Below are 26557 nucleotides of genomic sequence, written 5' to 3' on the forward strand. Positions count from 1 at the left end.
AAAAATGTCGTCTCTTTTTAAAAAGAGTTATCAGTTGCCTTTTTATAAAGGGGCGATGTGTGGAATTGGTTCTTTATTACTGGTTCCTATGGCTTTGGCTCAGTATAACAATTCTGAAAAACCTTTATTTATGCCTAAGCGTGACGCTACGGTTATTTATGCAATTAAACCAGAAAATTCGTCTTTGTTGCAAAGCAGGAAGATTATTTTTTCTGGTGATGGTAATACCATGCGTGTGGATGGTCCTGATAATTTAGGGACTGTAATTGTTGATGCGGCCAAAAAGACTGCAACAGTTATTGCAAATAAATCTAGAATTTATACCGTTGTTGCGAGCAAATCAGGACAAGCAGGATTGTTTTTAGATCCAAGCATGACTTTTCAAAAGAAAGGCACAGAGCGTATTGCTGGGATCATATGTCGTGACTGGAAAGTCAAAGGACCCAAAGGATCTGCCATAGTTTGTATTACCGAAGATGGTGTTTTATTAAAACAAGAAGGGGCGGATGCTGATGGTGTGGAAGGTAAAACGGTTGCGCTTTCTGTTGATTATAGCAAGTTACCAGCGTCGACGTTTCAAATTCCGCCAGGATATCAACCTGTAAAGCTTCCTGAGCATAAAGGGGATAGCCCTGTTTTAATTAATCCCAATAGCACTGCTCAGCCTTTAATTCCGATGAAAGCTCAACCTGGTGAAGGACAAGGGGAAAAGGTTGAGGCTGATCAAAATCCTTTTATAACCCCTCAACGTGATGTGGATGTTGTCTATGCGATTGCTGGTGCGATGCCTGGATTACCACCATTTCATCAAAGAATGCGTTGGTCTGTTGGTGAATGGAAACAACGTATCGATTCTCAAGGAGTGGATACTTACATGATTACGGATTATAAAAACCAACAATTGGTTGTGCTTAATCCAGAACTCAAGAAAAAAACCACAATGCCTTCACCAGGAGATTCTATTTTGGCACCAAGCCAAAGGCCAACTGGGGACTATATGAAAGTAGGAGAGGCAACCATTGCAGGGCAACATTGTAATGAGTGGCAAATAGTGGATAGCGAAGGCAATCCAAATGATATTTGTTATACAGATGATGGTGTTATGTTGCGTGTGGTCAGAAATAACATTCCATTAGTTATGGCATTAAAAGTGGTTTATGCCCCACAAGATACAAAATTATTTCAGGTGCCCTCTAATTTAACAGAATTGGCACCTGCACATCCATAGGTTAAATTGTTAATTATTGGCCAAGTTGTTTGATTGTTTTTAAAACATCTTCAACATGGCCTGTAATTTTAACTTTGGGCCATATTTTTAAAATGGTACCTTGTTCATCGATTAAAAATGTTGCGCGTTCTATACCCATGTATTTACGGCCATACATTGATTTTTCCACCCATACACCATAAGCATAAGTGACACTGCCCTCTTCATCAGAGGCTAGGGGAAACGTTAAATTATATTTATCAGCAAATGCTTTGAGCTTTGTAACAGGATCTCTTGAAACACCAATGACTGGTATATTGATCTTTGCTAAAGTAGATAAATTTTCTTCAAAAGCACATGCTTCTTTGGTACAACCAGAAGTATCTGCCTTTGGGTAAAAATAAAGAATATATTTTCGTCCTTTTAGTTCAGCAGAAGAAATAGGTTTGCCCAATTGAGTTTGCATTTCGAAACTGGGTGCTGCATCGCCTTCGTTTAAATTGGCCATCATTGATCCTTATTTTATAAATTAACAAAATTAGTATAGCATAACATTTTATGACACAGCGCCAATATATTTAATGAATATAGTTCGAACTTTTGCTCCAACAAGTTTTGCTTTATCTTCTATTTGTTTAATAGCATCAATATCTTGGGTTGGTGTTTTTAATAAATCTCTAGACATGATTTCTATAATGGTTGGGGTCAGTTCTGTTCTTAGGTCTTGGGGTGGAAGCTTGCCAAAAAATATTCTTAGAAGGCTTTGCATATTTCTCCAAAAACGATCAGCTTGAATAAGGATTTTAGCATCTTTATGCTCTAAATATCCATGCTTTTCCAAACGTCTAAGTGCAATACGTGTGCAGGTATGATAAATTTCTGGATTATGTGCGATTAATTGCAAAGCCTGAGCAATAAATTCAACCTCCATTAACCCACCAGTTAAATGCTTTACATCCCATTGACTGCAAGGAGGGGCGTCTCTAAGTAGTCGAGCGCGCATATCGGCGGTATCTTTGAGTATTTGTGCATCACTGGTATTATGTGGGGCATTTAAGAGTGCATGTTGAATTGTTTCAGTGATATGTTTTTGTAACTTTAATGGTCCACCAATAATCCTTGCTCTGGTTAGTGCCATACGTTCCCATGTCCAAGCTTCTTCTTTGTGATAACGTTTAAAAGAAGTTAGCGAAACAGCAACGGGACCTTTGCTTCCAGAAGGGCGTAAACGCATATCAACCTCATATAAAGACCCTGCTGATCCAGCGCTGGTAATGGCAGAGATAAAGCTTTGGGTGAGGCGAATGTAATAATTATTTGTGGTAAGAGAGCGCTGCGTTGAATGAAGATGTGCATGTGAAGATAAAGGAAAGTGGCTTTCATAGATTTCAGGCGGATGATCAAAAATCAACATCAAATCTAAATCAGATCCAGAGGTCATTTCCCAAGATCCTGCTTTGCCAAGAACGATAACGCAAATACCACCACCTGGTATGTAACCATATTTTTTTTGATGCTCCTTGGTGACTTTATCTAACAAGGATTTAATAATGATATTAGCCATAGAGGTGCGTAGAATTTGAGTTCGATCAAGGCTAAGTTGATTATCTAAATACGCTATGGATAATCTAAATTCCTCGCTATGTACCAATCCATGTAAAGCAGGGATGGCATCCATATAATATTCTGTGTTTTTAAGATAATCTTTTACAGTTTTACGTAGGTTAAAGCGACTTTTTGCTAAATTAACCTCTAATAAAGCATCAATTGCAGCAGGGTTACTGGCCAAATGCTCGGCAATAAAATGTGACGTGCCAATGGCTGCGGATAGTCGTTTAATCAATGCAGGATTACGCTCAAACAACGACAAAAGCTGAATGCCAGCTCTGTGCCTTGCCAGTAAAGTATCAAACCGTTGTAAAACTAATAGCGGATTGCGTTGTCCAGCAAACGCGTCCAATAATTTAGGCAAAACATTGGTTAAAATTGTTCTGGCTTTGGCTGTGCGTAAAGCTCTGGGGCCGCTGTCATTCCACGATTGTAAAATAGAGGCAGCTTCGTCTGGAAAGCCTTTTTGATTTAAATATTCCTTGAGCTCTTCTGTTGGCATATCTAGGACATATTGCTCATCATTTTCTGGGGCTGCAAATAACCCTTCAAAACTTTGCCTAACAAATTGCATTAATGGGAATAATTCATGGGCGAATTTCTCGGGCGTTTCATATCCCATAAAAATTGAAAACTGACAAAGCTCCTCTAGGCTATTGGGAAAAGAATGTGTTTGATAGTCATTTTGCATTTGCAAACGATGTTCAGTTTTGCGTAGCAAGCTATAAGCTTCTATCAGTTTTTCGGTTTGAGGAGCAGTTAAAAGGTCTTTTTCTGTTAGTTTGGTTAACCCACCAATTGTCGTTGAATCTTGAAGCTCTGGGAAACGTCCTGCCCAGACAAGTTGCATGGTTTGTGGACAAAACTCGATTTCTCTGATCCCTCCATGACCCAGCTTAATATTTTGTCCAACTAGCCATTCAAGAGCATTTTCATCGGAAAGATTAGGGGGGAGTTTAGATAAATTGAGTTTTCCTGTTTTTTTATGCTGATCAATACGTTTTTTCATCGCATGAATATCATCAATAACGGTAAAATCCAGATGTCTTCGCCAAATAAAGGGGCGAATAGCTTCTAAAAAAGTATAACCAGCCTCTATATCTCCTGCGATGGGTCTGGCTTTGCTCATCGCAGAGCGTTCCCAAGTTTGTCCCAAACTTTCATAATAGGTGATTGCTGCGGGTAGAGAAACTGCTAGGGGTGAAGATGAAGGGTCTGGGCGTAAACGTAAATCAGTGCGAAAAACATAGCCATTTTCATCTCGTTCCTCCATCAAAGCGACGAGTTGGCGGGTTAATCTTACAAAAACCGTATTTAAGTCATCATTATCGGGATAAATATCGGGATCGTATAAAATAATCAGGTCAATATCAGAGGAATAGTTGAGTTCTTTTGCACCCAGTTTTCCCATTCCTAAGATAATAAAACCACAATTTTTCTCGGGTGTTGAAGGATGTGGTAAATTTATTTTTTTATTTTTATGTGCATGGAGTAAAAGATGGTTAAGAACAAGATTTAAAGTGACTTCTGCTAGATTGCTGAGAGTTAAGGTAATTTCTTGTAAAGACCATAAATTGCCAATGTCAGCCAACGCGCAGCCGAGGGCAATTTTTTGTTTGGTAATGCGTATGATTTTTGCAATAGCTTGACGAGATTCTTGTATTGAAAATTGATGTAAGGTATGAAATGTTGTTTTACATGCTTCATCGGGGCCATTCTGTAAAAGGAATTCGAAAAAATGAATATCTTTTAAAATTAAACTGGATAAATAAGGACTGTTGCCTCCAATTGCATGAATAAGATTTAAAATATATTTTTGCTGTATAAAAGTAGGGTCTTTTTCATATTGAACCCATAGCTTCATGAGGTCTTCTGCAAATATATTAGCAGATTGTTGGTCTGCTGGCTTAGGCCAGTTTTGATAAAACCATGGAGCCTCTGCGGAATGGGATATGGGCATATAAATGTTCCCTGTAATTTCTAAGCCATTGATGAGTAGTTAAATAAAGTATGCAATCAGATACCGAACAAGAACCACAAATAATAAAACAACAAAGTTATTTTATACGATGGCTGAAAAAGTTGCTATTCCTTATTCTTGGGGTGGTTGGTTTTTTCAGTTTTATGGTGATTGTTGGTGGGATTTATATTGCCTATAATCCAGTTAATATCACACCTCTTGTAAAACATTGGTTGCCATTACCGATTATTAAAGGGATCAATAAGAGCCATCCTGCTGGTATTCTTGATTTTGATAAACTCGTCTTAACGTGGCCTGTTGGTCAACAGGGTTTTTCTGCACCTTTGCAATTAGAGTTACAACAAGGAAAAATTTTAGATAACAAAGCGCAGATGCAAGGTTATGTGCAATATGCAAAAATAAAGCTGGCAGTATCTCCTTTATTTCATCGTGTTATAAAGCCGTTATCTCTAGAGGTTATTGGTGCTAGACTGCAATTAAGAAGAACAAAAGACTTGCAAATCAAGCTGGATATTGCTGATCAAAAAACAAGTTCGTCTAACTCTCGATTACATTTTGATTTTCATCATTTAGATCGAATAAATATTAAAAATAGTCATGTTCAATTAACTGATGAAATTGATAATAGAATTATACAGTTACAAAAAATAGATATGAATATCTTGCCTTTTTTTGTAAATAACACGCTTGGTATAGTTGGGCATGCGATGGCACAACTAGATATTAATGGCCATAGTATGAGTTTTAGTGCACAAAGTGGTGCTGATGAAAATATCGAAATTGCTCGTCAGCTATTGGATAATACGGGTGTATTAAATTGGCACATACAAATTAATGATTTTAATCCAGCAGATTTTTCGGGGATCAGTCCGTCTCTACATGCCTTAAAACAGATCGATTTGCCTATATCCGTTATGGCAGATATTAATTTAAAAATTGGTAAAAATCAGCATTCAATAGAGCCATATGAGGCTCAGTTTGCAATTCATATGGGCGAAGGTACTATTAACATCAAAGGACAGGAATTATATCCTTCATCGGTAACAGCGAATATCCATGCAAACTTTGCAATGGATGTGCAAAAACCTATTCATATTTCAATCGATGATCTAGCATTGCAGTTGCGCTCTCCGACAGCTTTAACCCAACCGAAAAGTGGTCCATTATTCCACTTTAAAGGCTCTTTATTTGCGTCTAGCATAGATAAAACAAAAGACGTAAAAGTAAATTTTGTTGCAGACAGCCCAGAGCTGGATTTTGCGACCATCAAAAATTATTGGCCAGCGAGTATTGCCAAAGGTGCGCATGCTTGGGTGACAGAGAATATTACCACAGGAACAGTTAAAAATTTTAATATTGAAGTTGGATTAGCAAGTCAAAAGGGGTGGGAGCATTTAGATTTGGTACATCTTGGCGGAGGCATAGAGAAGGCCGATCATGCTGAGATCCATTGGTTACGCCCAGCACCGCCTTTGAAAGATATGAGTGCTTCATTAAAATTTGTTGATCCAAGTCGTATTTATATTCAACTCAAAGACGGATATCAGGTCGTGTATCCACACAACAAGCCAACTGAACCCTATCACAAGCTTTATGTTCCCAAAGGGGATATGTGGATTACAGGGCTTGATAACCATCAAGAAACAGGAATTATTACTGCTGATATTCAAGGTAAATTACAAGACGTTATTTCTCTCTTATATGAGCCCAGATTACGTTTATTATCCCGACATCCTTTACCTTTTAAACATCCTAGTGGAGACGTAAAAACAACGTTAAAAGTTGAACTTCCCTTAAAGAAAAAGGTTAAAATAGAGCAAATTGGTATTCATGGACATAATGAAATTCGCAATGCATATATAGATAATGTAGCTTTAGATAAAGATCTTAAAGATGCTTTTTTAACGATAGATGTTGATACAGAACATTTAGAGTTAACGGGGAAAGGTATTTTTTCAGTTTTTCCAGTATCATTGAAATATATGCAGAAATTTTCACATAAAAATGAGCAAACAATTACAGAAACCGCTCAAGCAAAGTTGGATATTACGCCAGAATATCTAAAACAAATGAAATTTGATACTTCTGGTGATTTTATGGGGAAGGCATTGCTTTTTGTAGGGTATAAAAAACGTCATGATGGTAAATCAATGGTTAATTTAAAATTTGATTTATATAGTGCAGCTATTTTACTTCCTATATGGAAAAAAGAGATCGAACAACCTGCGCAAATGGTTGGCGAAATTGCTTTGGATCAGGGTAAACTGATGGCTATACGCAATGTTCATGCCGAGGGTAAAGACCTTTCATTAACTGCGAATATAGATGTAGTTAATCATATTCCTCAACAATTAAATATTACATCTTTTCATATTGGACGTTCCGTGGGACAGGCTGTTTTGAATGTGCCAATGACCAAAGAGTCAATTGATAATCCACAAAAAGGGGATATTCGCCTTTCTGTAAAAGCGGATGCGTTAGATGCGGCTCCCTTTGTTGGGAAATATATTGAAAAAGATAAAAAAATAAGTTCGAAAGCCAAATCAGAAGTAAAAGCCAAAGATCAATATCAATTACCGATTGCGGCGACGGGTCGGTATTCAGGACCTAGAGGGCGTAAATGGATTGTTAATTTACAAGCCCAAAAGATTTATTACCATAAAGATCAGTTCTTGAGCAGTGTTACGACATATATGGAGTATAATGGAGTGCGGTTAATGCGTTTATCTTATGGAATGCGCAAACCCTTTTTGTTGACAGCTTCATTAATTCCTAAAGGTAAAAATCGCTATTTTCACCTTGAGTCACAAGACTTTGGACGTATTTTACAAACGATTGGTGTTTCAACAGAGCTTAAGGGAGGGAAGGTTGTTTTTAAAGGACGATTTGATGATGCAAAACCTTCTGCACCTTTTGATGGCACGATAAATATAAAAAATGTTGTTTTGGAAAATGCACCACTGGCAATGCGAAGGTTAAGTGATGCTTCTATTTATGGGTTATTTAAAAGTAGAAAAAATAAAGAAATTATACTTGATACAATTAAAACCGATTTATTTTTGAATGATGGTGTTCTAACGGTCAAAGATGGATTGGTGCATAATTCAGAATTAGGGGCGACACTACAAGGTGAGATTAATCTTGATCAAGCCAAACTAGATTTAAATGGAACGATTGTACCTGCTTATGCCGTGAATAAGCTTTTTGGTATTATACCTGGTGTTGGCAAATGGTTTAGCCCTGAAAAGGGTGGTGGATTTATTGCTATTCCTTTTGACATTGACGGCAATTTCAAAGACCCTCAATTTGATATTCATCCATCTAGAATTTTAACTCCAGGGGCTTTGCGAGAATTATTTTGAATTAATGGTTAAGTTTAATGTTGAATTACAAAGAGGTAAACAGATTAAAAGGGTTTAAAATTATAGTAAGTTATTGGATCTGCCTTAATGCTGCCTTAATCTACACTTAATAATTTTTGATCTATAGTGAGGAAATCCGGCCTTAATTAAGGTATATTTTCTTTATTATAATAAAAATTCAATAAATAAATATTATTATTTATTTTCATTCATAACTATCTTTGTCGTGGTAACTGATTTTTTGCATAATATGATATATAGAGCTTATAAAATATTAGACAACAACGACTTCAGTTTGTGTAAAGATTATTGATTATCAAATTAAAAATATGGAGCATTTAGTTACGTGAATGCGATTGTTATTACGGCATTGAAACGTCCGTATACTTTTGTTGTTTTGGCAATTTTAATAGTGGTATTTGGTGTTCTTACTATATTTCGAACCCCTACGGATATTTTCCCAGATATTAAAATTCCCGTTGTGGCTGTTGTTTGGAACTATAATGGATTGATGCCCGAAGATATGTCTGGGCGTGTGGCCTATTATTACGAAAGAGCCCTGACATCGACGGTTGATAATATTGAACATATTGAAAGTAACTCTTTTTATGGTCGTGGAATTGTAAAAATATTCTTTCAGCCTGGTACGAATATTGCTGAAGCACAAACGCAAATTACTTCTGTTTCTCAGACTGTTTTAAAGCAAATGCCCAAGGGCATTACGCCGCCTTTAATTTTGAAATACAATGCTTCTTCTGTTCCTGTTTTAATGTTGAAAATTTCTTCTGAGACAATTACAGGATCTCAGCTTTATGATATGGCATCAAATCTTATTCGTCCTTCTTTGGTGTCGGTGGCAGGGGCAGCGTTGCCTTCCCCTTATGGAGGGACAGCAAATAATGTGCAGGTCTCTCTTAATCAAAAACGTTTGCTGGCTTACGGATTAACAGCGACAGATATTGGAAATGCTTTAAACCAACAAAATATTGTATTGCCTGCTGGGGATCAAAAAATTGGTGCCGTCGATTTTATGGTGCAAACCAATGCAACCCCAAGAGAGATCGAAAAGTTTAATAATATTCCGATTAAGCAAGTTGGTAATGCAACAGTTTATTTAAAAGATGTTGCTTGGGTCCATAGAGGGGGGGCTCCACAAACGAATTTGGTCTTGGTCAAAGGGCACAAAGCCATTTTAATGGTAGTGATGAAGACGGGGGATGTTTCAACGTTAAACGTCGTTTCTGACATTAAAAGGCTTTTACCCAAAGTTGAAAAAACACTGCCTCCTGGTGTGAAAATAGATATTATTTCTGATGCTTCTACTTTTGTAAAAGAGTCGGTAGAAGATGTTGTTCATGAGATGGTCATTGCTGCTTTATTAACCAGTATTGTGGTGATCTTATTCTTAGGTTCGTGGCGATCTACCTTGATTATTGCGACCTCAATTCCGTTGGCTATTTTAACATCCTTAATTGGGCTGGATCTTGCGGGACAAACAATTAACGTGATGACTTTGGGTGGCTTGGCATTAGCCGTAGGGATCTTGGTTGATGATGCCACGGTAATGATTGAAAATATTGATACGCATTTAGAGATGGGAAAAAATCTTTATGATGCGATTGTGGACGCTGCTAATCAAATTGTTATTCCAACCTTCGTCTCTACACTGTGTATTTGTGTTGTGTGGTTTCCATTATTTGAATTAACTGGGGTTGGGGGATGGTTGTTTATGCCTATGGCAGAAGCAATTATTTTTGCAATGTTAGCCTCGTTTATTTTATCCAGAACCTTGGTTCCAACGATGGCCTACTATCTCTTGCCAGGTCAAATTGCAGAGCATGAAAATCCCAATCGTAAAATTTCCAAATTTCAACAATTTTTAAATGGTTTTGATACTCAATTTGAAGAATTTAGAAAAAATTATAAAATTTTACTAGAACATTTGGTTTCTATTCGCAAAAGATTTATTGCTGGCTTTCTTGTGTTTTCTCTAGCTTCAATGGGGTTACTTTATTTTGTTGGAGAGAACTTTTTTCCTGAGATTAAATCTGCTGAATTAGACTTACATATGCGCGCACCATTAGGAACGCGTATTGAGGAAACAGGTAAGATCTCGTATTTGGTTAATGAAGAAATCGAAAGATTATTACCAGGACAAGTCAAGGGAATTGTTAATAATTGTGGTCTACCATTTAGCAGTTTAAATCAAGCCTTTATTCCTACTCCAACGATTGGCTCTCAAGATTGCGATTTAACCATTTCATTAAAGAATTCTGCTTCCCCAATTGCGGAGTATCGTAAAATTCTACGTAAAGGGTTACGTGACAAATTTCCAGGAACTGATTTTGCTTTTATGCCAGGGGATATGACCGCTAAAATTTTGAACTTTGGCTTGCCTGCACCGATTAATGTACAAATAGTTGGGCGTAAGCTTGCTGCTAATTATGAATATGCGAAATTAGTGGCTTCAAAATTAAAACGTATTCCTGGCATTGCTGACGTGCGTGTGCAACAAACAGTGACAACACCAACCTTAATGATAAATACACGCAGGACTTTCGCATTAAGTACGGGGTTAACTGAGGCCGACATTGCTAATAACGCTTTAGCAACCTTGTCTGGAAGTGGTCAAACAGCACCGACTTATTGGCTTGACCCAAAGACTGGGGTATCGCATTTGGTTAATATCCAAACCCCTCAATCTGAAATGCAAACAATGAATGATTTGGAAACTATTCCTGTGAACGGACCTGAAGGAGCCTCAGGAAAAACTAAAATGCAAATGTTGGGATCGTTAAGTCATATTTCTCAGACAGGAACAGGGGGCGAGGTTTCTCATTATAATATTATGCCTGTTTTTGAAATATACGCCAGTAATGATGGACGTGATCTTGGGGCAGTTTCTGCTGATGTTAAACAAGTGGTTCAAGAGTTAAACTCTCAGTTACCCAGGGGTTCTACCATTGCTATTCGAGGACAAGCAACAACAATGTATAATGCTTATTCTCAGTTAATTGGTGGGTTGGCGATGTCAATTTTGTTAGTTTATTTAATTATTGTTGTGAATTTTCAATCTTGGCTTGATCCGTTTGTGATTATCATGGCCTTACCTGGCGCATTGGCAGGCATCGCATGGAGTTTATTTATAACCCACAGCTCCATATCAGTTCCTGCATTAACTGGGGCAATTATGTGTATGGGAACTGCAACGGCTAATTCGATTTTAGTAGTCTCTTTTGCAAGAGAGCGTTTGGCGGTGCATGGGGACGCAGTGCTGGCGGCCGTCGAAGCTGGATATGGGCGAATCAGACCCGTTTTAATGACAGCTTTGGCAATGATTATTGGAATGCTGCCTATGTCACTTAGCAATACCCAAAACGCACCATTGGGTAGAGCGGTGATGGGGGGATTAAGCGTTGCGACTATAGCAACTTTACTTTTCGTACCTTGTGTCTTTGCTCTTGTTTATTATCGCCAGAAAAAGGAAACTGTATAATGGCCGGTTTTTCAAAGAAAATAAAAACAGTTTTTGCGATAATTGCTATTGGTGCTGTGATTTATACAGGCTTAGAGATTATTCAACGCCAGCATCATGTGCATGAATTGACCAAAGAGTCCAAAGAGGCTTCAATACCTAGTGTGCAATATGTTACTCCACAAACAGGTCCGACGGTGCGTAATTTAACCCTGCCTGGGAATGTAACGGCTTGGTATCAAGCCCCTATTTATGCGCAGGTATCAGGATATGTGCAACAATGGCATAAAGATTTTGGCGCAGATGTAAAAGCTGGAGACATACTTGCAACCATTGATACTCCAGGCCTTGATGCCGAATATGCAGCAGCCAAAGCGAACCTTAAAGTTGCTCAGACTAAATACCAACTGGCCAAAGTTACCGCACAGCGGTGGAAAGCGCTTTCTGGAACAAAAGCTGTTTCACAACAAGAGGTTGATGTGCAGGCAGCTAATGCCAAGGTGCAAGATGCTTTGGTTGATGCGGCAGAACATGAAGTTGCACGTTATGCAGCTTTACAGGCCTTCAAAAGTATCCGAGCCCCTTTTAATGGTGTGGTAACTTCACGTCTGACGGATATTGGAGATTTTGTAAACGATAATGGTGATTTAAGTCGGCATGGCAAGGCCACCGAACTATTTACAGTTGCAGATATTCAACGTTTGCGCGTTTTTGTTGATGTGCCTCAAGATTATGCATCAATTTTGAAACCAGAGTTAAAGGCTGAACTCAGTGCTATTCAATATCCAGGAAAAATATTTAAAGCTAATTATTTAACATCTGCTCGTGCTTTCAATACGGCGACAAGAACAGTTACAACAGAGTTGACCGTTGATAATGCCTCCCATTTATTATGGCCAGGAACATTTGTGAATGTTCATTTTGTTGCCCCAGCTGATCCTAATATTCTTATTTTACCGCAACAAGCATTAATTTTTAGGGCTCAGGGAATGCAGGTTGCGGTGGTTGGCCCTGATAATCGCGTTAGAATGCATAATGTGCAATTAGGAAATAATTTGGGTAAATCGGTGCAAATTCTATCGGGGATTACCAAAACAGATCGCATTGTGAATAATCCCTCAGCAGGGTTAATGGATGGGCAATTGGTAAAGTTGGTTGACAGCACACCTGGGTATAATGATGATTTTCAGAATACTGAGCAACCGACATTAAAACATGAAAATGATTCTTTAAAGAAAAATGCCGTGCAGCCAGTTGAGGTGCAACAATAATGTTAATTCATGCCAAGGTGCAATTCACTCGATCTATTGTCGGTTTAATTTCTGGTTTATTCTTGTTAAGCGCTTGCGATTTAGCCCCAGAATATAAACAACCTAAATATGCTTTGCCTGATACGTGGCAGGGCACAGCACCTTTTTATGTTGCACAACCTGCTGATCAAATACCCAAAGGGGAATGGTGGACTGTATTTAATGACCCTATTTTAAATCAGTTAGAAGATCAGCTTAATAAGAGTAATCCAGATCTTAAAGCTGCAGCAGAAACGTTTATGCAAAGTAGAGCTTTGTTAAGTGAGGTTAAATCACAGTTATACCCTAATCTTAGCCTTGAGGCAGGGGGAGGAAAGTATAAACAGTCTCACAACCGTTTATTTCGAAGCGCTACCAGTAATGGTCCCATCACAGAGAATAATGCTCAATATCAAGCTTCTGCAATGTGGGAAGTGGATTTGTGGGGAAGAATTCGCAACCAGATAAAAATGCAACGTAGCTTGGCTCAAGTTAGTGCTGCTGATTATGAAGCCGCAAAGTTAAGTTTACAAGCAGAGTTAGCGCGCAATTATATGATTTTACGAGGCTATGATGCGCAAAATGAAGTTTTAAAAGATTCCATTAAATATTTTGAAGCAGCTGTCGATGTAACTCGTATGCGAGAAATGGGAGCAATTGCCGCAGGCATAGATGTGTCAAGGGCCGAAAATCAGTTGGAAATGACCAAGGCGCAACAAACTGATGTACAAGCTCAACGTGATATTACAGAGCATGCGATTGCAGTATTAGTTAATGAGTTTCCTATGGGATTTCATATTGCTCCTGTAAGATCAAACGATGTAATGCGAGTTCCTAATGTGCCTTTGGGGGTTCCGTCGGCTTTATTACAACGTCGCCCTGATATTGCCAGCGCCGAGCGTCAAATGGCAGCAGCTAATCGCGCGATTGGTGTGTCAAAAGCAGCTTTTTACCCTGATATTACCATTAATGCCTTAAGCGGTTTTGAGGATAGTGGTTTTGGGCTTGCAAATTTACCCAATAGTATGTGGTCAGCTGCAGTAAAAGCTACTTTACCATTATTCCAAGGAGGATTACGTAGAGCAACATTGCAAAGAAATTGGTCTCAATACCGTCAAACTAGAGACAATTATCGCTCTGTTGTACTAAATGGGTTTAAAGAAGTTGCAGATAATTTAACCCTTACTCAAAAAATGTTGCAAAAACAAAAAGAAAATAAAGCAGCATCTGAAGCCGCGTTGCGCACGCAGGGGATGGCGATGTCTTTATATACAGGTGGCCTTACGAATTATCTAGATGTTGTTACCGCACAGACTGCTGCATTAAGTGCTCAAATTGCTGAAGTGGAAAGTAAAACTAGATTAATGCAAGCATCTGTTGGTCTTATTACCGCTTTAGGTGGTGGATGGGATGCTCAAGAGCTGCCACACAAAAAATTGGAATCGATTGGTGTGTTTCAATATAGCGGTTTAGGATATAATCTGGATAAGTAGTAAAGATGTTGATGTGTTATTGTTTAGATTATTAAGGTATTATTTGAGTATTATAAAAATAAAATCTTGACAAAAATCTAAAAAAATAAGAAAAATGCAAGTTCTCATCGGAACGCGGGAGATGAATTGCAAGGAGAAATTTGTTTTCCTTGTGGTTTTCGTGTGAACCGCGGTCTGGGTAGATTTTATTAAGGAGACCCGGATATGGCCAAAAAGATTGTTGGCTACATTAAGTTACAAATTCCTGCGGGGAAGGCGAATCCATCCCCACCAGTTGGTCCAGCGTTGGGTCAACGTGGTTTGAATATTATGCAATTCTGTAAAGAATTCAATGCTGCGACACAAAACCTAGAGCCAGGAATGCCAATTCCTGTTGTGATCACAGCATATGCAGATCGTACATTCAGCTTTATCACAAAAACACCACCTAATACTTATTTCTTGCTTAAAGCAGCTAAAGTATCAAAAGGCGCAGCTGTAATTGGTAAAGGTGCAACTGTTGGTACCGTTAAAATAAGTCAATTGCGTGAAATCGCTGCTGAAAAAATGAAAGACATGAATGCGAATGATGTCGATGGCGCAGTTCGTATGTTGGTTGGTTCAGCGCGTTCAATGGGCATTAAAGTAGAGGAGTCTTAAGACATGGCTAAAAATAAACGTCTTGCTGCGGCTCATGCTACTTTAGAACGCAATAAAGTATACACATTACAAGAAGCGATTGCTCTTGTTGTTGGTAATGCTAAAGCTAAATTTGATGAAACGATTGAAATTGCAATTAACTTGGGTGTAGATCCTCGTTATGCAGATCAAATGGTTCGTGGTTTAATGTCTCTTCCTCATGGTACTGGTAAAACATTACGCGTTGGTGTTTTTGCTCGTGGTGCGAAAGCTGAAGAAGCAAAAGCAGCTGGTGCTGATGTTGTTGGTGATGAAGATCTAGCAGAAAAAATCCAGGCTGGTGAAATTAATTTCGATCGTTGTATTGCAACACCAGATATGATGGCCCTCGTAGGTCGTTTGGGTAAGGTGCTTGGTCCGCGTGGTTTGATGCCAAACCCTAAATTGGGAACGGTGACCATGGATGTTAAAGGTGCAGTCACTGCAGCTAAGTCAGGTCAGGTAGAATATCGTGCTGAAAAAGGCGGTGTTGTGCATGCTGGTATTGGTAAAGCATCTTTTAGCTCAACAAATTTACTTGAAAATATCCGTGCATTTGTTGATGTTGTGCAAAAAGCTCGCCCAACAGGTGTAAAAGGCGCATATATGAAAAAGATTTATCTTTCTTCAACAATGGGCCCTGGAATTGAAATTGATATTGCTAGCGTTAATGCTGGTTAATATGATATAGAGTTATCATTACCTTGTAAAATACAAGGTAATGAATATATAGAGTAAAGAAATTTACTCTGAACCTGTCCAAGACCGTACGTGACTGAAGTTTTAAAAGTTTTATTACTGCGAACGGGAGGCGGGACTAGTATATTTTAGATTTTTTAATCTGTTTATATGCTGGTGTTACCGTTTTAGGACAGGCGAACCGGATTGTAATTTAAAATACAATCTAAATGGCAACCTGAAAAGTCACTATTGACTGATCAAAATGGAGACGGGATTTGGACCGCACGGAAAAACGAGCGTTTGTTGCTTCCATGGCATCTGTTTTCGCAAATACGTCAATGCTTGTTATTACTCGTAACAAAGGATTGAATGTTGCTGCTGTTACAGATTTGCGTCGTCGTATGCGCGCTGCTGATGCAACTTACAAAGTTGGAAAAAACCGCTTGGTCACCCTCGCCGCTAAAGGTACCCCATTCGAAGGTATTACCCCATTGTTAACTGGCCCTATTGCCCTTGCTTGGGCACAAGATCCAGTTGCAGTTGCGAAAGTAGCCGTCGAGTTCGCCAAAACCAATGATAAACTTGAAATTCTTGGTGGTAATTTAGATGGGCAAATGCTTGATGTAAATCAAGTTAAAGCTCTGGCTGAACTACCCTCATTGGATGTCTTGCGTGCACAGCTGGTTGGACTTATCTCTACACCTGCTACACGTATTGCTGGTGTTGTTCAAGCTCCTGCTGGACAATTGGCACGGGTTATTGGCGCTTATGCGGACAAAGGTGAAGCGGCTTAGGATTGACTAAGCTTTTTTATTTTTATTGATTTGCTAAATGTTTAGTAAATTTGTATTAAGACACTTAATAGTATATAAATAGGATAGATATCATGGCTGATTTAGCTAAAATTGTTGACGAATTATCTGCATTAACCGTTTTGGAAGCTGCTGAGCTTTCTAAAATGTTAGAAGAAAAATGGGGCGTTTCTGCTGCTGCTCCAGTTGCTGTTGCTGCTGCTGCTGCTCCTGCTGCTGCTGCTGAAGAAAAAACAGAATTTGATGTAATTCTTGCTAAATCTGGTGACAAAAAAATTAACGTCATTAAAGAAGTTCGCGCAATTACAGGTCTTGGTTTGAAAGAAGCTAAAGATTTAGTTGAAGGCGCACCAAAAACCCTTAAAGAGGGTGTAAATAAAGATGAAGCTGAAAAAATTAAGAAGACCCTTGAAGAACAAGGTGCTACTGTCGAATTTAAATAATGCTATGAATCAGACGTTTATAGGGACTTCTCTATATCGTTGGATTTAAGATTATGGTAGGGCGGAACCCAGGCTTTGGGGATCCGCCTGCTTGGTCGTTAAAGAGAAAGATTCTTTAACGGCTTGGATAAAGTATGATTCCCTAATGGTTTAGGGGTAGGCGTAACTCTGTTGGTTAAGAGTTATATTTAGTTATCATTAGCCAATTACTTGTTTTGATTTAGTTTGAAATAGCAAGTATATTTGGCAACAAGCGATGGGGCACAATACACGATGAACGCGGTAAGCAAATCGTTCACGGGACGCAAGCGCATTCGCAAAACTTTTGGACGGATTCCAGAAATCGCACCGATGCCAAATCTTATTGATGTGCAAAGGGCGAGTTATGAGGCTTTTTTACAACGTGATGTAAAGCCAGAGAACCGTACATTAATTGGGTTGGAAGAGGTATTTCGTTCGGTTTTTCCAATCAATGATTTTGCAGGTAATGGCCGTCTCGAATTTGTAAATTACGAATTTGAAGAACCGAAATATGATGTTGAGGAATGTCTTCAGCGTGGATTGACCTATGCGGCACCCTTAAAAGTTGTCCTTCGTTTGATTGTTTGGGACATTGACGAAGATACAGGGTCACGTTCAATTCGTGATATTAAAGAGCAACCCGTTTATATGGGTGACATGCCTTTAATGACCGAAAATGGTACCTTTATCGTAAATGGTACAGAGCGCGTCATCGTATCACAAATGCACCGCAGTCCAGGTGTGTTTTTTGATCATGATGGTGGTAAGACGCATTCTTCTGGTAAGTTCTTATTTACAGCAAGAATTATTCCTTATCGTGGTTCATGGTTGGATTTTGAATTTGATAGTAAAGATTTAATTTACGTTCGTATTGATCGTAAAAGAAAATTCCCAATTACAACGTTGTTGTATGCTTTAGAAGGTGAAAATTCTATTGCTCTGCGTGATGCAAAAGCAAAAGAAGGTGGGGATATAGATTCCATTCCAATGCGTGGAATGGACGATGATGAAATTCTTTCTTATTTTTATAATACCATCTCTTTTAAAAAGATTGATGGTGGTTGGGCGCGTGCATTTGAACCTGATGCATTTCGTAATATGAAATTGTTAGCACCTCTAGTTGATGCTGATACAGGTGAAGTTGTAGCCGATGTTAATGTGAAGTTGACAGCACGAACAGTTCGCAAGATTGCTGAAAAAACTAAAAGTGTTTTAGTTCGTAGAGAAGAGCTATTAGGTCGTTATTTTGCTCATGATTTGGTTAATGAAAATACCGGTGAAATTTACGCTGAGGCTGGTGAAGAGCTCACAGAAGCCACATTAGACAGATTCGAAGAATTGGGATTGGATGAAATTCCAACATTGGCTGTTGACAATGCAACAGGACCTTGGATTAGAAACACATTAATTACAGATAAAAATACCTCCAGAGACGATGCTTTGGTTGATATTTATCGTGTTATGCGCCCTGGTGAGCCGCCAACTGCTGAAACTGCAGAATCTTTATTACGCGGTCTATTTTTTGATTATGACCGTTATGATTTGTCAGCTGTTGGTCGTGTTAAAATGAACATCCGTTTAGGTGTTCCAGGTGATGATACGATCCGCGTCTTGCGTAAAGTTGATATTCTTCGTACGATTAAAATTATGTGCGAATTAAAAGATGGTCAAGGTAGTGTCGATGATATTGATAACCTTGGTAATCGTCGAGTACGTTCCGTTGGTGAATTGATGGAAAATCAATATCGACTCGGTCTGTTGAGAATGGAACGTGCTATTCGTGAGCGTATGGGGTCAGTTGATATTGATACCGTTATGCCTCACGACTTGATAAATGCAAAACCTGCTGTTGCTGCGGTTAGAGAATTTTTTGGTTCTTCTCAGTTGTCACAGTTTATGGATCAAACAAATCCACTGTCTGAAGTCACCCATAAACGCCGTTTGTCAGCTTTGGGGCCAGGGGGTTTAACACGTGAACGTGCTGGGTTTGAAGTTCGTGACGTTCATCCAACGCATTATGGCCGTATTTGCCCAATTGAAACGCCTGAAGGTCCAAATATTGGTTTGATTAACTCTTTATCTACCTATGCTAAGGTTAATAAATACGGATTTATTGAAACACCTTATCGCTTGGTACAAGATGGTAAATTGCAAGATGGATGGAAATATCTGTCTGCAATGGAAGAAGACAAGTTAATCGTTGCTCAAGCTGATGCAAAACAAGATGCTGAAGGTAATTTGACCGATGAACTTGTTTCTGTTCGTAAGAGTGGTGACTTCCAATTGGTTAAACCTGAAGATGTAACAGCTTGTGACGTTTCACCAAAACAATTGGTGTCTGTTGCTGCGGCACTTATTCCTTTCTTGGAAAACGATGACGCGAACCGTGCATTGATGGGTTCAAATATGCAACGTCAGGCTGTGCCTTTGATTAGATCTGATGCGCCATTGGTTGGTACTGGCATGGAAGCCGCAGTTGCGCGTGATTCTGGTGCGACGATCGTTGCTAAACGTGGTGGTGTTGTTGATCAAATCGATGGTGCACGTATCGTTGTTCGTGCAACAGATGAAAATGGTTCGACACAAGGGGTCGATATTTATCGCTTGCGTAAATATACACGTTCTAACCAATCTACATGTATTAACCAACGTCCACTTGTGTATGTTGGAGATCAGATTCAGGCAGGCGATATTATTGCTGATGGTCCATCAACTGAGCTTGGTGAATTAGCACTTGGTCGTAACGTTCTGGTCGCATTTATGCCTTGGAATGGATATAACTTTGAAGATTCAATTCTAATCTCTGAACGTATTGCTCGTGATGACGTGTTTACTTCAATTCATATTGAAGAATTTGAAGTTATGGCTCGTGATACCAAATTGGGCCAAGAAGAAATTACGCGTGATATTCCAAATGTTGGTGAAGAAGCGCTTCGTAATCTTGATGAAGCAGGTATCGTTTACATCGGTGCGGAAGTTAATCCTGGAGATATTTTAGTTGGTAAAATCACCCCTAAGGGTGAAAGTCCAATGACACCAGAAGAAAAACTTCTTCGTTCTATTTTTGGTGAAAAAGCTTCAGATGTTCGTGATACTTCTTTAAAACTTCCTCCTGGAACCAGTGGTACAATTGTTGATGTTCGTGTATTCTCTCGTCGTGGTATCGACAAAGATGAACGTGCAATGGCGATTGAACGTGCAGAAATTGAACGTTTGAGTAAAGATCGTGATGATGAATTGGCTATTCAAGAACGCTCATTCTATAATCGTTTAAGAGAAAACTTACTTGATCAAACAGCTGGTATCGGATTCAAAGGTATTCAATCAGGAACTGTATTAACAGTCGATGTATTGTCTGAACATCCACGTGGTGCATGGCGTAATATTGTTGTTGCTGATGATGCAGTAATGGCTAATATCGAAGCTGTTAAGCGTGACTTTGATCGTGAAGTTGCCGGTGTTCAAGCGCGTTTCAATAACAAAGTTGAAAAATTACAACGTGGTGATGAGCTTCCTCCTGGCGTGATGAAAATGGTTAAAGTTTTCATCGCGGTAAAGCGTAAATTACAACCAGGGGATAAGATGGCGGGTCGTCATGGTAACAAAGGGGTTGTATCCCGTGTTGTTCCTGTTGAAGATATGCCATTCCTTGAAGATGGAACTTCTGTTGATCTTGTGTTGAACCCACTGGGTGTGCCTTCACGTATGAACGTAGGTCAGATTTTAGAAACACATTTAGGTTGGGCTTGTGCCAATATTGGTAAACAAGTCAGCCAAGTCGTGGATGATTATGTTCGTCAAGGTGAGAAAAAGCAGGAGCTTTTAGATCGCTTAAGAACAATCTATGGTGAAGCAACCTATCAAGAAAAAATTGTTGATCTTTCTGATAGTGAGTTGATTGAATTCTGCAATGATATTCGCAAGGGTGTATCAATTATGACCCCTGTGTTTGACGGCGCCAGTATTCCTGATATTGAAGGAATGTTGACCCAAGCAGGATTAAATACATCTGGGCAAAGTACATTAATTGATGGTCGTACAGGTGAAGTTTTTGAACGTCCTGTTACGGTTGGTTATATCTATATGCTTAAATTGCATCACTTGGTTGATGATAAGATCCATGCGCGCTCTATTGGTCCGTATTCCTTGGTTACGCAGCAACCATTGGGCGGTAAAGCTCAATTTGGTGGTCAGCGTTTCGGAGAGATGGAAGTTTGGGCTCTTGAGGCTTATGGTGCTGCATATACCTTACAGGAAATGTTAACGGTTAAATCCGATGACGTTTCAGGTAGAACAAAGGTTTATGAAGCGATTGTCAAAGACCAAGATGACTTTGAAGCAGGTATTCCAGAAAGCTTTAACGTATTGATTAAAGAACTGAAATCGCTCGGTTTGAATGTTGAACTAGAACAAAGCGCTGAATAAGCAATTTAATTTAGTTTGTAAGTATTTTTATTAAAGAGGTGCTGTGTTAATGGCACCTCAATCCCCCAAAGGGTTTATGGCGAATGAATGAACTTATGAAAATTCTTGGTCAATCAGGCCAAGCAATGACGTTTGATCAAATTAAAATTCAATTAGCCTCGTCTGAGCAAATACGGTCATGGTCTTATGGTGAAGTAAAAAAACCAGAGACCATTAATTATCGTACATTTAAACCAGAACGAGATGGACTATTCTGTGCCCGTATTTTTGGGCCTATCAAAGATTATGAATGTTTGTGCGGCAAATACAAACGGATGAAATTCCGTGGTATTGTTTGTGAAAAATGCGGTGTTGAAGTTACGCTTGCCAAAGTACGTCGTGAACGTATGGGGCATATTGAACTGGCCAGTCCAGTTGCACATATTTGGTTTTTAAAATCTTTACCAAGTCGTATTGGCCTGATGGTCGACATGACTTTAAAAGATTTGGAACGTGTTCTCTATTTTGAAAATTATGTTGTTTTGGAATCTGGAACATCTCCACTAAAACAATATAGTTTGTTGTCAGAAGAGCAATATCTTGATGCTATGGATGAATACGGGCATGAAGGTGTTGAGATCAGCATTGGTGCTGAAGCTGTAAAGAAAATCTTGATTAACATTGATTGCGATGTTGATAAAGTTGATTTGCGTGCTGAACTCAAAGAAACAACCTCAGAAGTCAAACGTAAAAAGCTCGTTAAACGCTTGAAATTGGTTGAAGCGTTTGCAGGAAGTGGCTGTCGTCCAGAGTGGATGATTATGGACGTTGTTCCTGTTATTCCACCTGAACTACGTCCTTTGGTTCCATTGGATGGTGGTCGTTTTGCAACGTCTGATCTGAACGATTTATATCGTCGCGTGATTAACCGTAATAACCGCTTAAAACGATTGATGGAGCTTCGCGCGCCAGATATTATTGTTCGTAACGAAAAACGTATGTTACAAGAATCTGTGGATGCATTATTTGATAATGGACGCAGAGGGCGGGCAATTACTGGTGCAAATAAACGCCCATTGAAATCTTTAGCAGATATGCTCAAAGGGAAACAAGGTCGTTTCCGTCAAAACTTGCTTGGCAAACGTGTTGATTATTCTGGTCGTTCCGTTATTGTGGTGGGACCTGAGTTAAAGCTGCATCAATGTGGTTTGCCAAAGAAGATGGCGCTTGAGTTATTTAAGCCTTTCATTTATTCTAAACTTGAAAAATATGGACATGCAACAACCATTAAAGCTGCAAAGCGTATGGTTGAAAAAGAACGTCCAGAAGTTTGGGATATTATTGAAGAAGTTATTCGCGAACATCCCGTAATGTTAAATCGTGCGCCTACTTTGCACCGTTTGGGTATTCAAGCTTTCGAACCTATATTGGTTGAAGGTAAAGCTATTCAATTACATCCATTAGTTTGTACCGCATTTAACGCTGACTTTGACGGTGACCAAATGGCTGTGCATGTTCCGTTGAGCCTTGAAGCTCAATTAGAAGCACGCGTTTTGATGATGTCTACGAATAATATTCTCAGTCCTGCAAGTGGTAAGCCAATTATTGTGCCTTCACAAGATATTGTCTTAGGTTTGTATTATCTGAGTTTAGATATTCCTGAATATAAACTAACACTAGATCAATCTGAATATGATGCTGAGGGTCATTTTGTTAAAGAAGGTGCTCCTGTATTTGCTAATATCGGTGAGATTGAGCATGCTTTATCGGCAAAAGCAATTAAATTGCACGATAAAATTCGTACAAGATATGAGACCAAAGATGCTGAAGGTAACTCTGTTACTCAACGTGTGATTACCACTGCGGGTCGTATGTTGATATCGCAGATACTACCTAAGCATCCAGCGATCAGTTTTGACTTAATTAATCAACAATTAACCAAGAAATCCATTTCTGATATTATCGATATGGTTTATCGTCATTGTGGTCAGAAAGAGTGCGTTATTTTTGCTGATCGTATGATGGGTCTTGGATTTGCTTATGCTGCTAAGGCGGGGATTTCTTTTGGTAAGGATGATATGATCATTCCTGACGAGAAAAAGGAATTGGTTGCCAAAACCACAGCTGAGGTCAAAGAATTCGAACAACAATATCAAGATGGTTTGATTACTGCGGGTGAGCGTTACAATAAAGTTGTTGATGCTTGGTCTCGTTGCACTGACGAAGTTCAGGCTGCGATGATGAAAGAGATTTCACGTGTTGAACCTGGTCAACGTATTAATTCTGTGTGGATGATGAGTCACTCTGGGGCTCGTGGGTCACCAGCTCAGATGAAACAGTTGGCGGGTATGCGTGGTTTGATGGCTAAACCGTCTGGTGAGATTATCGAACAACCGATTATTGCAAACTTTAAAGAGGGCTTGTCGGTTCTAGATTACTTTACTTCTACCCATGGTGCTCGTAAAGGTCTTGCTGATACTGCGTTGAAAACCGCGAACTCTGGATATTTAACACGTCGTCTGGTTGATGTGGCACAAGATTGTATTATTATTGATCAAGATTGTGAAACAGAACGCGGATTGACAGTGCGTGCTGTGATGGATGGTGGTGAAGTAATTTCATCTCTGTCAGAGCGTATTTTAGGACGTACTTTGGCTGCTGATGTTCTTGATCCTTCATCTGGCAAGGTCTTATATCCTCGCAATACATTGGTTGAAGAATCAGAAGCTGAAGCCATTGAGAAAGCTAGCGTTGAAAGTGTAATGATACGTTCTGTCTTAACATGTGATAGCCAAATTGGGGTATGTGCGCATTGTTATGGACGTGATCTTTCTCGTGGAACACCCGTAAATATTGGTGAGGCTGTTGGTGTTATTGCAGCGCAGTCAATTGGCGAGCCTGGAACTCAGCTAACCATGCGTACTTTCCATATTGGTGGGGCTGCTCAAAGAGGGGCAGAACAGTCAATGGTCGAGGCTTCACGTGATGGGACAATTAAAATTCTTAACTTGAATGTAGTTCAAAACAGTCAAGGTTTTGATATTGTGATGTCCAGAAACTGTGAAATTATTTTATTGGATGAAAATAAAGTAGAACGCGCTCGTTACCGTATTCCTTATGGTGCAAGATTACTGGCTAAAAATGCAGCTAAGGTTACACGTAATCAAAAAATGGCAGAGTGGGATCCTTATACCCTTCCGATTATTACCGAGAAATCAGGAACAATTGAGTATCAAGATCTGATTGAAGGTATTACGTTGGTTGAACGTATGGATGAAGTCACAGGCTTGTCTTCTAAAGTGGTGGTGGATTACAAACAAACCAGCAAATCTCGTGACCTACGCCCAAGATTACAACTAAATGATTCTAATGGCGAAGTAATGAAGCTTGCGAATGGAAATGAAGCACGTTACTTCCTTTCTCCAGATTCATTGCTGTCTGTTGAGAATGGCGTTGAGGTCAACGCAGGTGATGTGTTAGCGCGTATCCCTCGTGAAGGTTCGAAGACCCGTGATATTACAGGGGGCTTACCACGTGTTGCCGAACTGTTTGAAGCACGTCGTCCGAAAGATCATGCTATTATCGCCGAAAATGATGGTATTGTTGAATTTGGTAAAGATTATAAAGCCAAACGCCGTATTGTCGTTCGTAATGAAGACACTGATGAAGAAACAGAATATCTTATTCCAAAAGGTAAGCATATTTCTGTGCAAGAAGGTGACTTTGTACGTAGAGGAGATCCATTAGTCGATGGTCCTCGTGTGCCTCATGATATCTTGAAAGTTATGGGTGTAGAAGCGCTGTCAGATTACTTGATTGATGAGATTCAAAGTGTTTACCGTCTGCAAGGTGTGAAGATCAACGACAAGCACATTGAAGTTATCGTTCGTCAAATGCTGCAAAAGGTAGAAATCACCGATCCTGGTGATACAACGTACCTTATTGGTGAAACTATTGATCGTCTTGAGTTTGAGCAAGAGAATACTAAACGTATGAACGCAAATGAGCGTCCTGCCGTTGCTTCTCCTGTTTTGCAAGGGATTACCAAAGCGGCGTTACAAACGAAATCATTTATCTCTGCGGCATCGTTCCAAGAAACTACACGTGTCTTAACTGAAGCTGCGTCTGCGGGTAAGATTGATAACTTGGCGGGGCTAAAAGAGAACGTAATCGTTGGTCGTTTGGTTCCAGCAGGAACAGGAAGTGTTATGAATCGCTTCCGTGCATTAGCGTATTCACGTGACAAGCAGAGATTGGCAGATGCTCGTAAGCAAATACAATCTAGAGAATCTGTTGATATTTCATCTACTGCACAAGAAAATGAAATGGAAGAGTGACATAATCTATAAAATAGGTTATTAAGGAACGATTCTATTAATTTCATATTTGTTGGATGAGGGGATTCTCTTATCCAACAAATTAAAATACGGGTTATTTCCGTCTTTTGGCGGAAATAAAATGCTTTGTTTCTAACAAAGCCTTTGATAATTTGCCGTCTTTAAAGATAATTTTTTTATCTTGCAAATTTTAAAGGTTTGTGTTAGATAAAGCATCATTGTTCGTTGAATTAAATGTATTTTTTATAAAAATAAAGTTTTGAGAAAAAACTTTTCAATTTTTTATATTAGATGTATTCAGTAAGAAGTATCTGGTTTTATATTAGATGCAAGAGTGTTGTAAATGACCGTTAAGACAATAGATATAAAATTGCTTAACCTAGAAATAGTAAGGATCGGGAAAGGCGAATGCCGACCATTAACCAATTAATCGCTAAAGGCCGCGAACCTGCTGCCAAGCGCAATAAGGTTCCTGCTTTGCAGGGATGTCCGCAAAAACGAGGGGTATGTACTCGTGTTTATACAACAACACCTAAGAAGCCTAACTCAGCATTGCGTAAAGTTGCAAAGGTACGTCTGACAAATGGTTACGAGGTGGTGAGTTATATTCCTGGTGAAGGTCATAACTTGCAAGAACATAGTGTGGTCTTGATACGCGGCGGGCGTGTTAAAGATTTGCCAGGCGTACGTTATCATATATTACGTGGTGTTCTGGATACACAAGGTATTGCAAAGAGACGTCAACGTCGTTCTTTGTATGGTGCTAAACGTCCAAAATAAGAGGAAT

At 39.2% G+C, this 26557-nt stretch carries 14 protein-coding genes; 12 read left to right on the forward strand and 2 right to left on the reverse strand.

Annotated features, from left to right (window positions below):
• Positions 1-4: 4 nt before the first annotated feature.
• Positions 5-1228, forward strand: a complete 1224-nt coding sequence (locus COMX_RS10525; RefSeq protein WP_051461745.1) for a DUF4412 domain-containing protein — start codon at positions 5-7, stop codon at positions 1226-1228.
• A gap of 13 nt (positions 1229-1241) precedes the next feature.
• Here COMX_RS10525 and bcp read toward each other — a convergent pair whose 3' ends face one another.
• Positions 1242-1718, reverse strand: a complete 477-nt coding sequence (gene bcp, locus COMX_RS00350; RefSeq protein WP_034335717.1) for a thioredoxin-dependent thiol peroxidase — start codon at positions 1716-1718, stop codon at positions 1242-1244.
• Positions 1719-1763: 45 nt separating this feature from the next.
• A complete protein-coding gene (locus COMX_RS00355) occupies positions 1764-4775 on the reverse strand; it encodes a bifunctional [glutamine synthetase] adenylyltransferase/[glutamine synthetase]-adenylyl-L-tyrosine phosphorylase (protein WP_034335721.1) in 3012 nt (1003 codons plus the stop codon).
• A gap of 50 nt (positions 4776-4825) precedes the next feature.
• Here COMX_RS00355 and COMX_RS00360 point away from each other — a divergent pair, with 50 nt between their 5' ends.
• The 11 genes from COMX_RS00360 (at position 4826) to rpsL (ending at position 26550) form a co-directional block, all read left to right on the forward strand.
• A complete protein-coding gene (locus COMX_RS00360; RefSeq protein ID WP_034335723.1) occupies positions 4826-8158 on the forward strand; it encodes an AsmA-like C-terminal region-containing protein in 3333 nt (1110 codons plus the stop codon).
• Positions 8159-8504: 346 nt separating this feature from the next.
• Positions 8505-11654 carry an efflux RND transporter permease subunit gene (locus COMX_RS00365; RefSeq protein ID WP_034335725.1) on the forward strand — a complete coding sequence of 1050 codons (3150 nt, stop codon included), beginning with the start codon at positions 8505-8507 and terminating at the stop codon, positions 11652-11654.
• On the forward strand, positions 11654-12904 hold the full coding sequence (locus COMX_RS00370) for an efflux RND transporter periplasmic adaptor subunit (protein ID WP_034335727.1): 1251 nt from the start codon (positions 11654-11656) through the stop codon (positions 12902-12904). Before COMX_RS00365 ends, COMX_RS00370 begins: the two co-directional genes overlap by 1 nt.
• Positions 12904-14415, forward strand: a complete 1512-nt coding sequence (locus tag COMX_RS00375; protein WP_034335730.1) for an efflux transporter outer membrane subunit — start codon at positions 12904-12906, stop codon at positions 14413-14415. Before COMX_RS00370 ends, COMX_RS00375 begins: the two co-directional genes overlap by 1 nt.
• A gap of 204 nt (positions 14416-14619) precedes the next feature.
• Positions 14620-15054 (forward strand): 50S ribosomal protein L11, encoded by a 435-nt coding sequence (gene rplK / locus COMX_RS00380; RefSeq protein ID WP_034335732.1) that lies wholly within the window; start codon positions 14620-14622, stop codon positions 15052-15054.
• Positions 15055-15057: 3 nt separating this feature from the next.
• A complete protein-coding gene (gene rplA / locus COMX_RS00385) occupies positions 15058-15753 on the forward strand; it encodes a 50S ribosomal protein L1 (protein WP_034335735.1) in 696 nt (231 codons plus the stop codon).
• Between the two features lie 275 nt (positions 15754-16028).
• On the forward strand, positions 16029-16547 hold the full coding sequence (gene rplJ / locus COMX_RS00390) for a 50S ribosomal protein L10 (protein ID WP_034335737.1): 519 nt from the start codon (positions 16029-16031) through the stop codon (positions 16545-16547).
• A gap of 92 nt (positions 16548-16639) precedes the next feature.
• Complete coding sequence (rplL, locus tag COMX_RS00395) at positions 16640-17008, forward strand: 50S ribosomal protein L7/L12 (protein WP_034335740.1); 369 nt, start codon at positions 16640-16642, stop codon at positions 17006-17008.
• A gap of 273 nt (positions 17009-17281) precedes the next feature.
• Positions 17282-21454: a DNA-directed RNA polymerase subunit beta gene (gene rpoB, locus COMX_RS00400; protein WP_034335743.1), complete on the forward strand. Its 4173-nt coding sequence runs from the start codon at positions 17282-17284 to the stop codon at positions 21452-21454.
• Positions 21455-21537: 83 nt separating this feature from the next.
• Positions 21538-25770 carry a DNA-directed RNA polymerase subunit beta' gene (gene rpoC / locus COMX_RS00405; protein WP_034335746.1) on the forward strand — a complete coding sequence of 1411 codons (4233 nt, stop codon included), beginning with the start codon at positions 21538-21540 and terminating at the stop codon, positions 25768-25770.
• Positions 25771-26178: 408 nt separating this feature from the next.
• Entirely contained in the window at positions 26179-26550 is a 372-nt protein-coding gene (gene rpsL / locus COMX_RS00410; RefSeq protein WP_003621118.1) for a 30S ribosomal protein S12, read from the forward strand.
• Positions 26551-26557: the final 7 nt, after the last annotated feature.

The organism is Commensalibacter papalotli (ex Servin-Garciduenas et al. 2014) (genome assembly GCF_000527695.1).
GTDB classification, from domain to species: Bacteria; Pseudomonadota; Alphaproteobacteria; order Acetobacterales; family Acetobacteraceae; genus Commensalibacter; species Commensalibacter papalotli.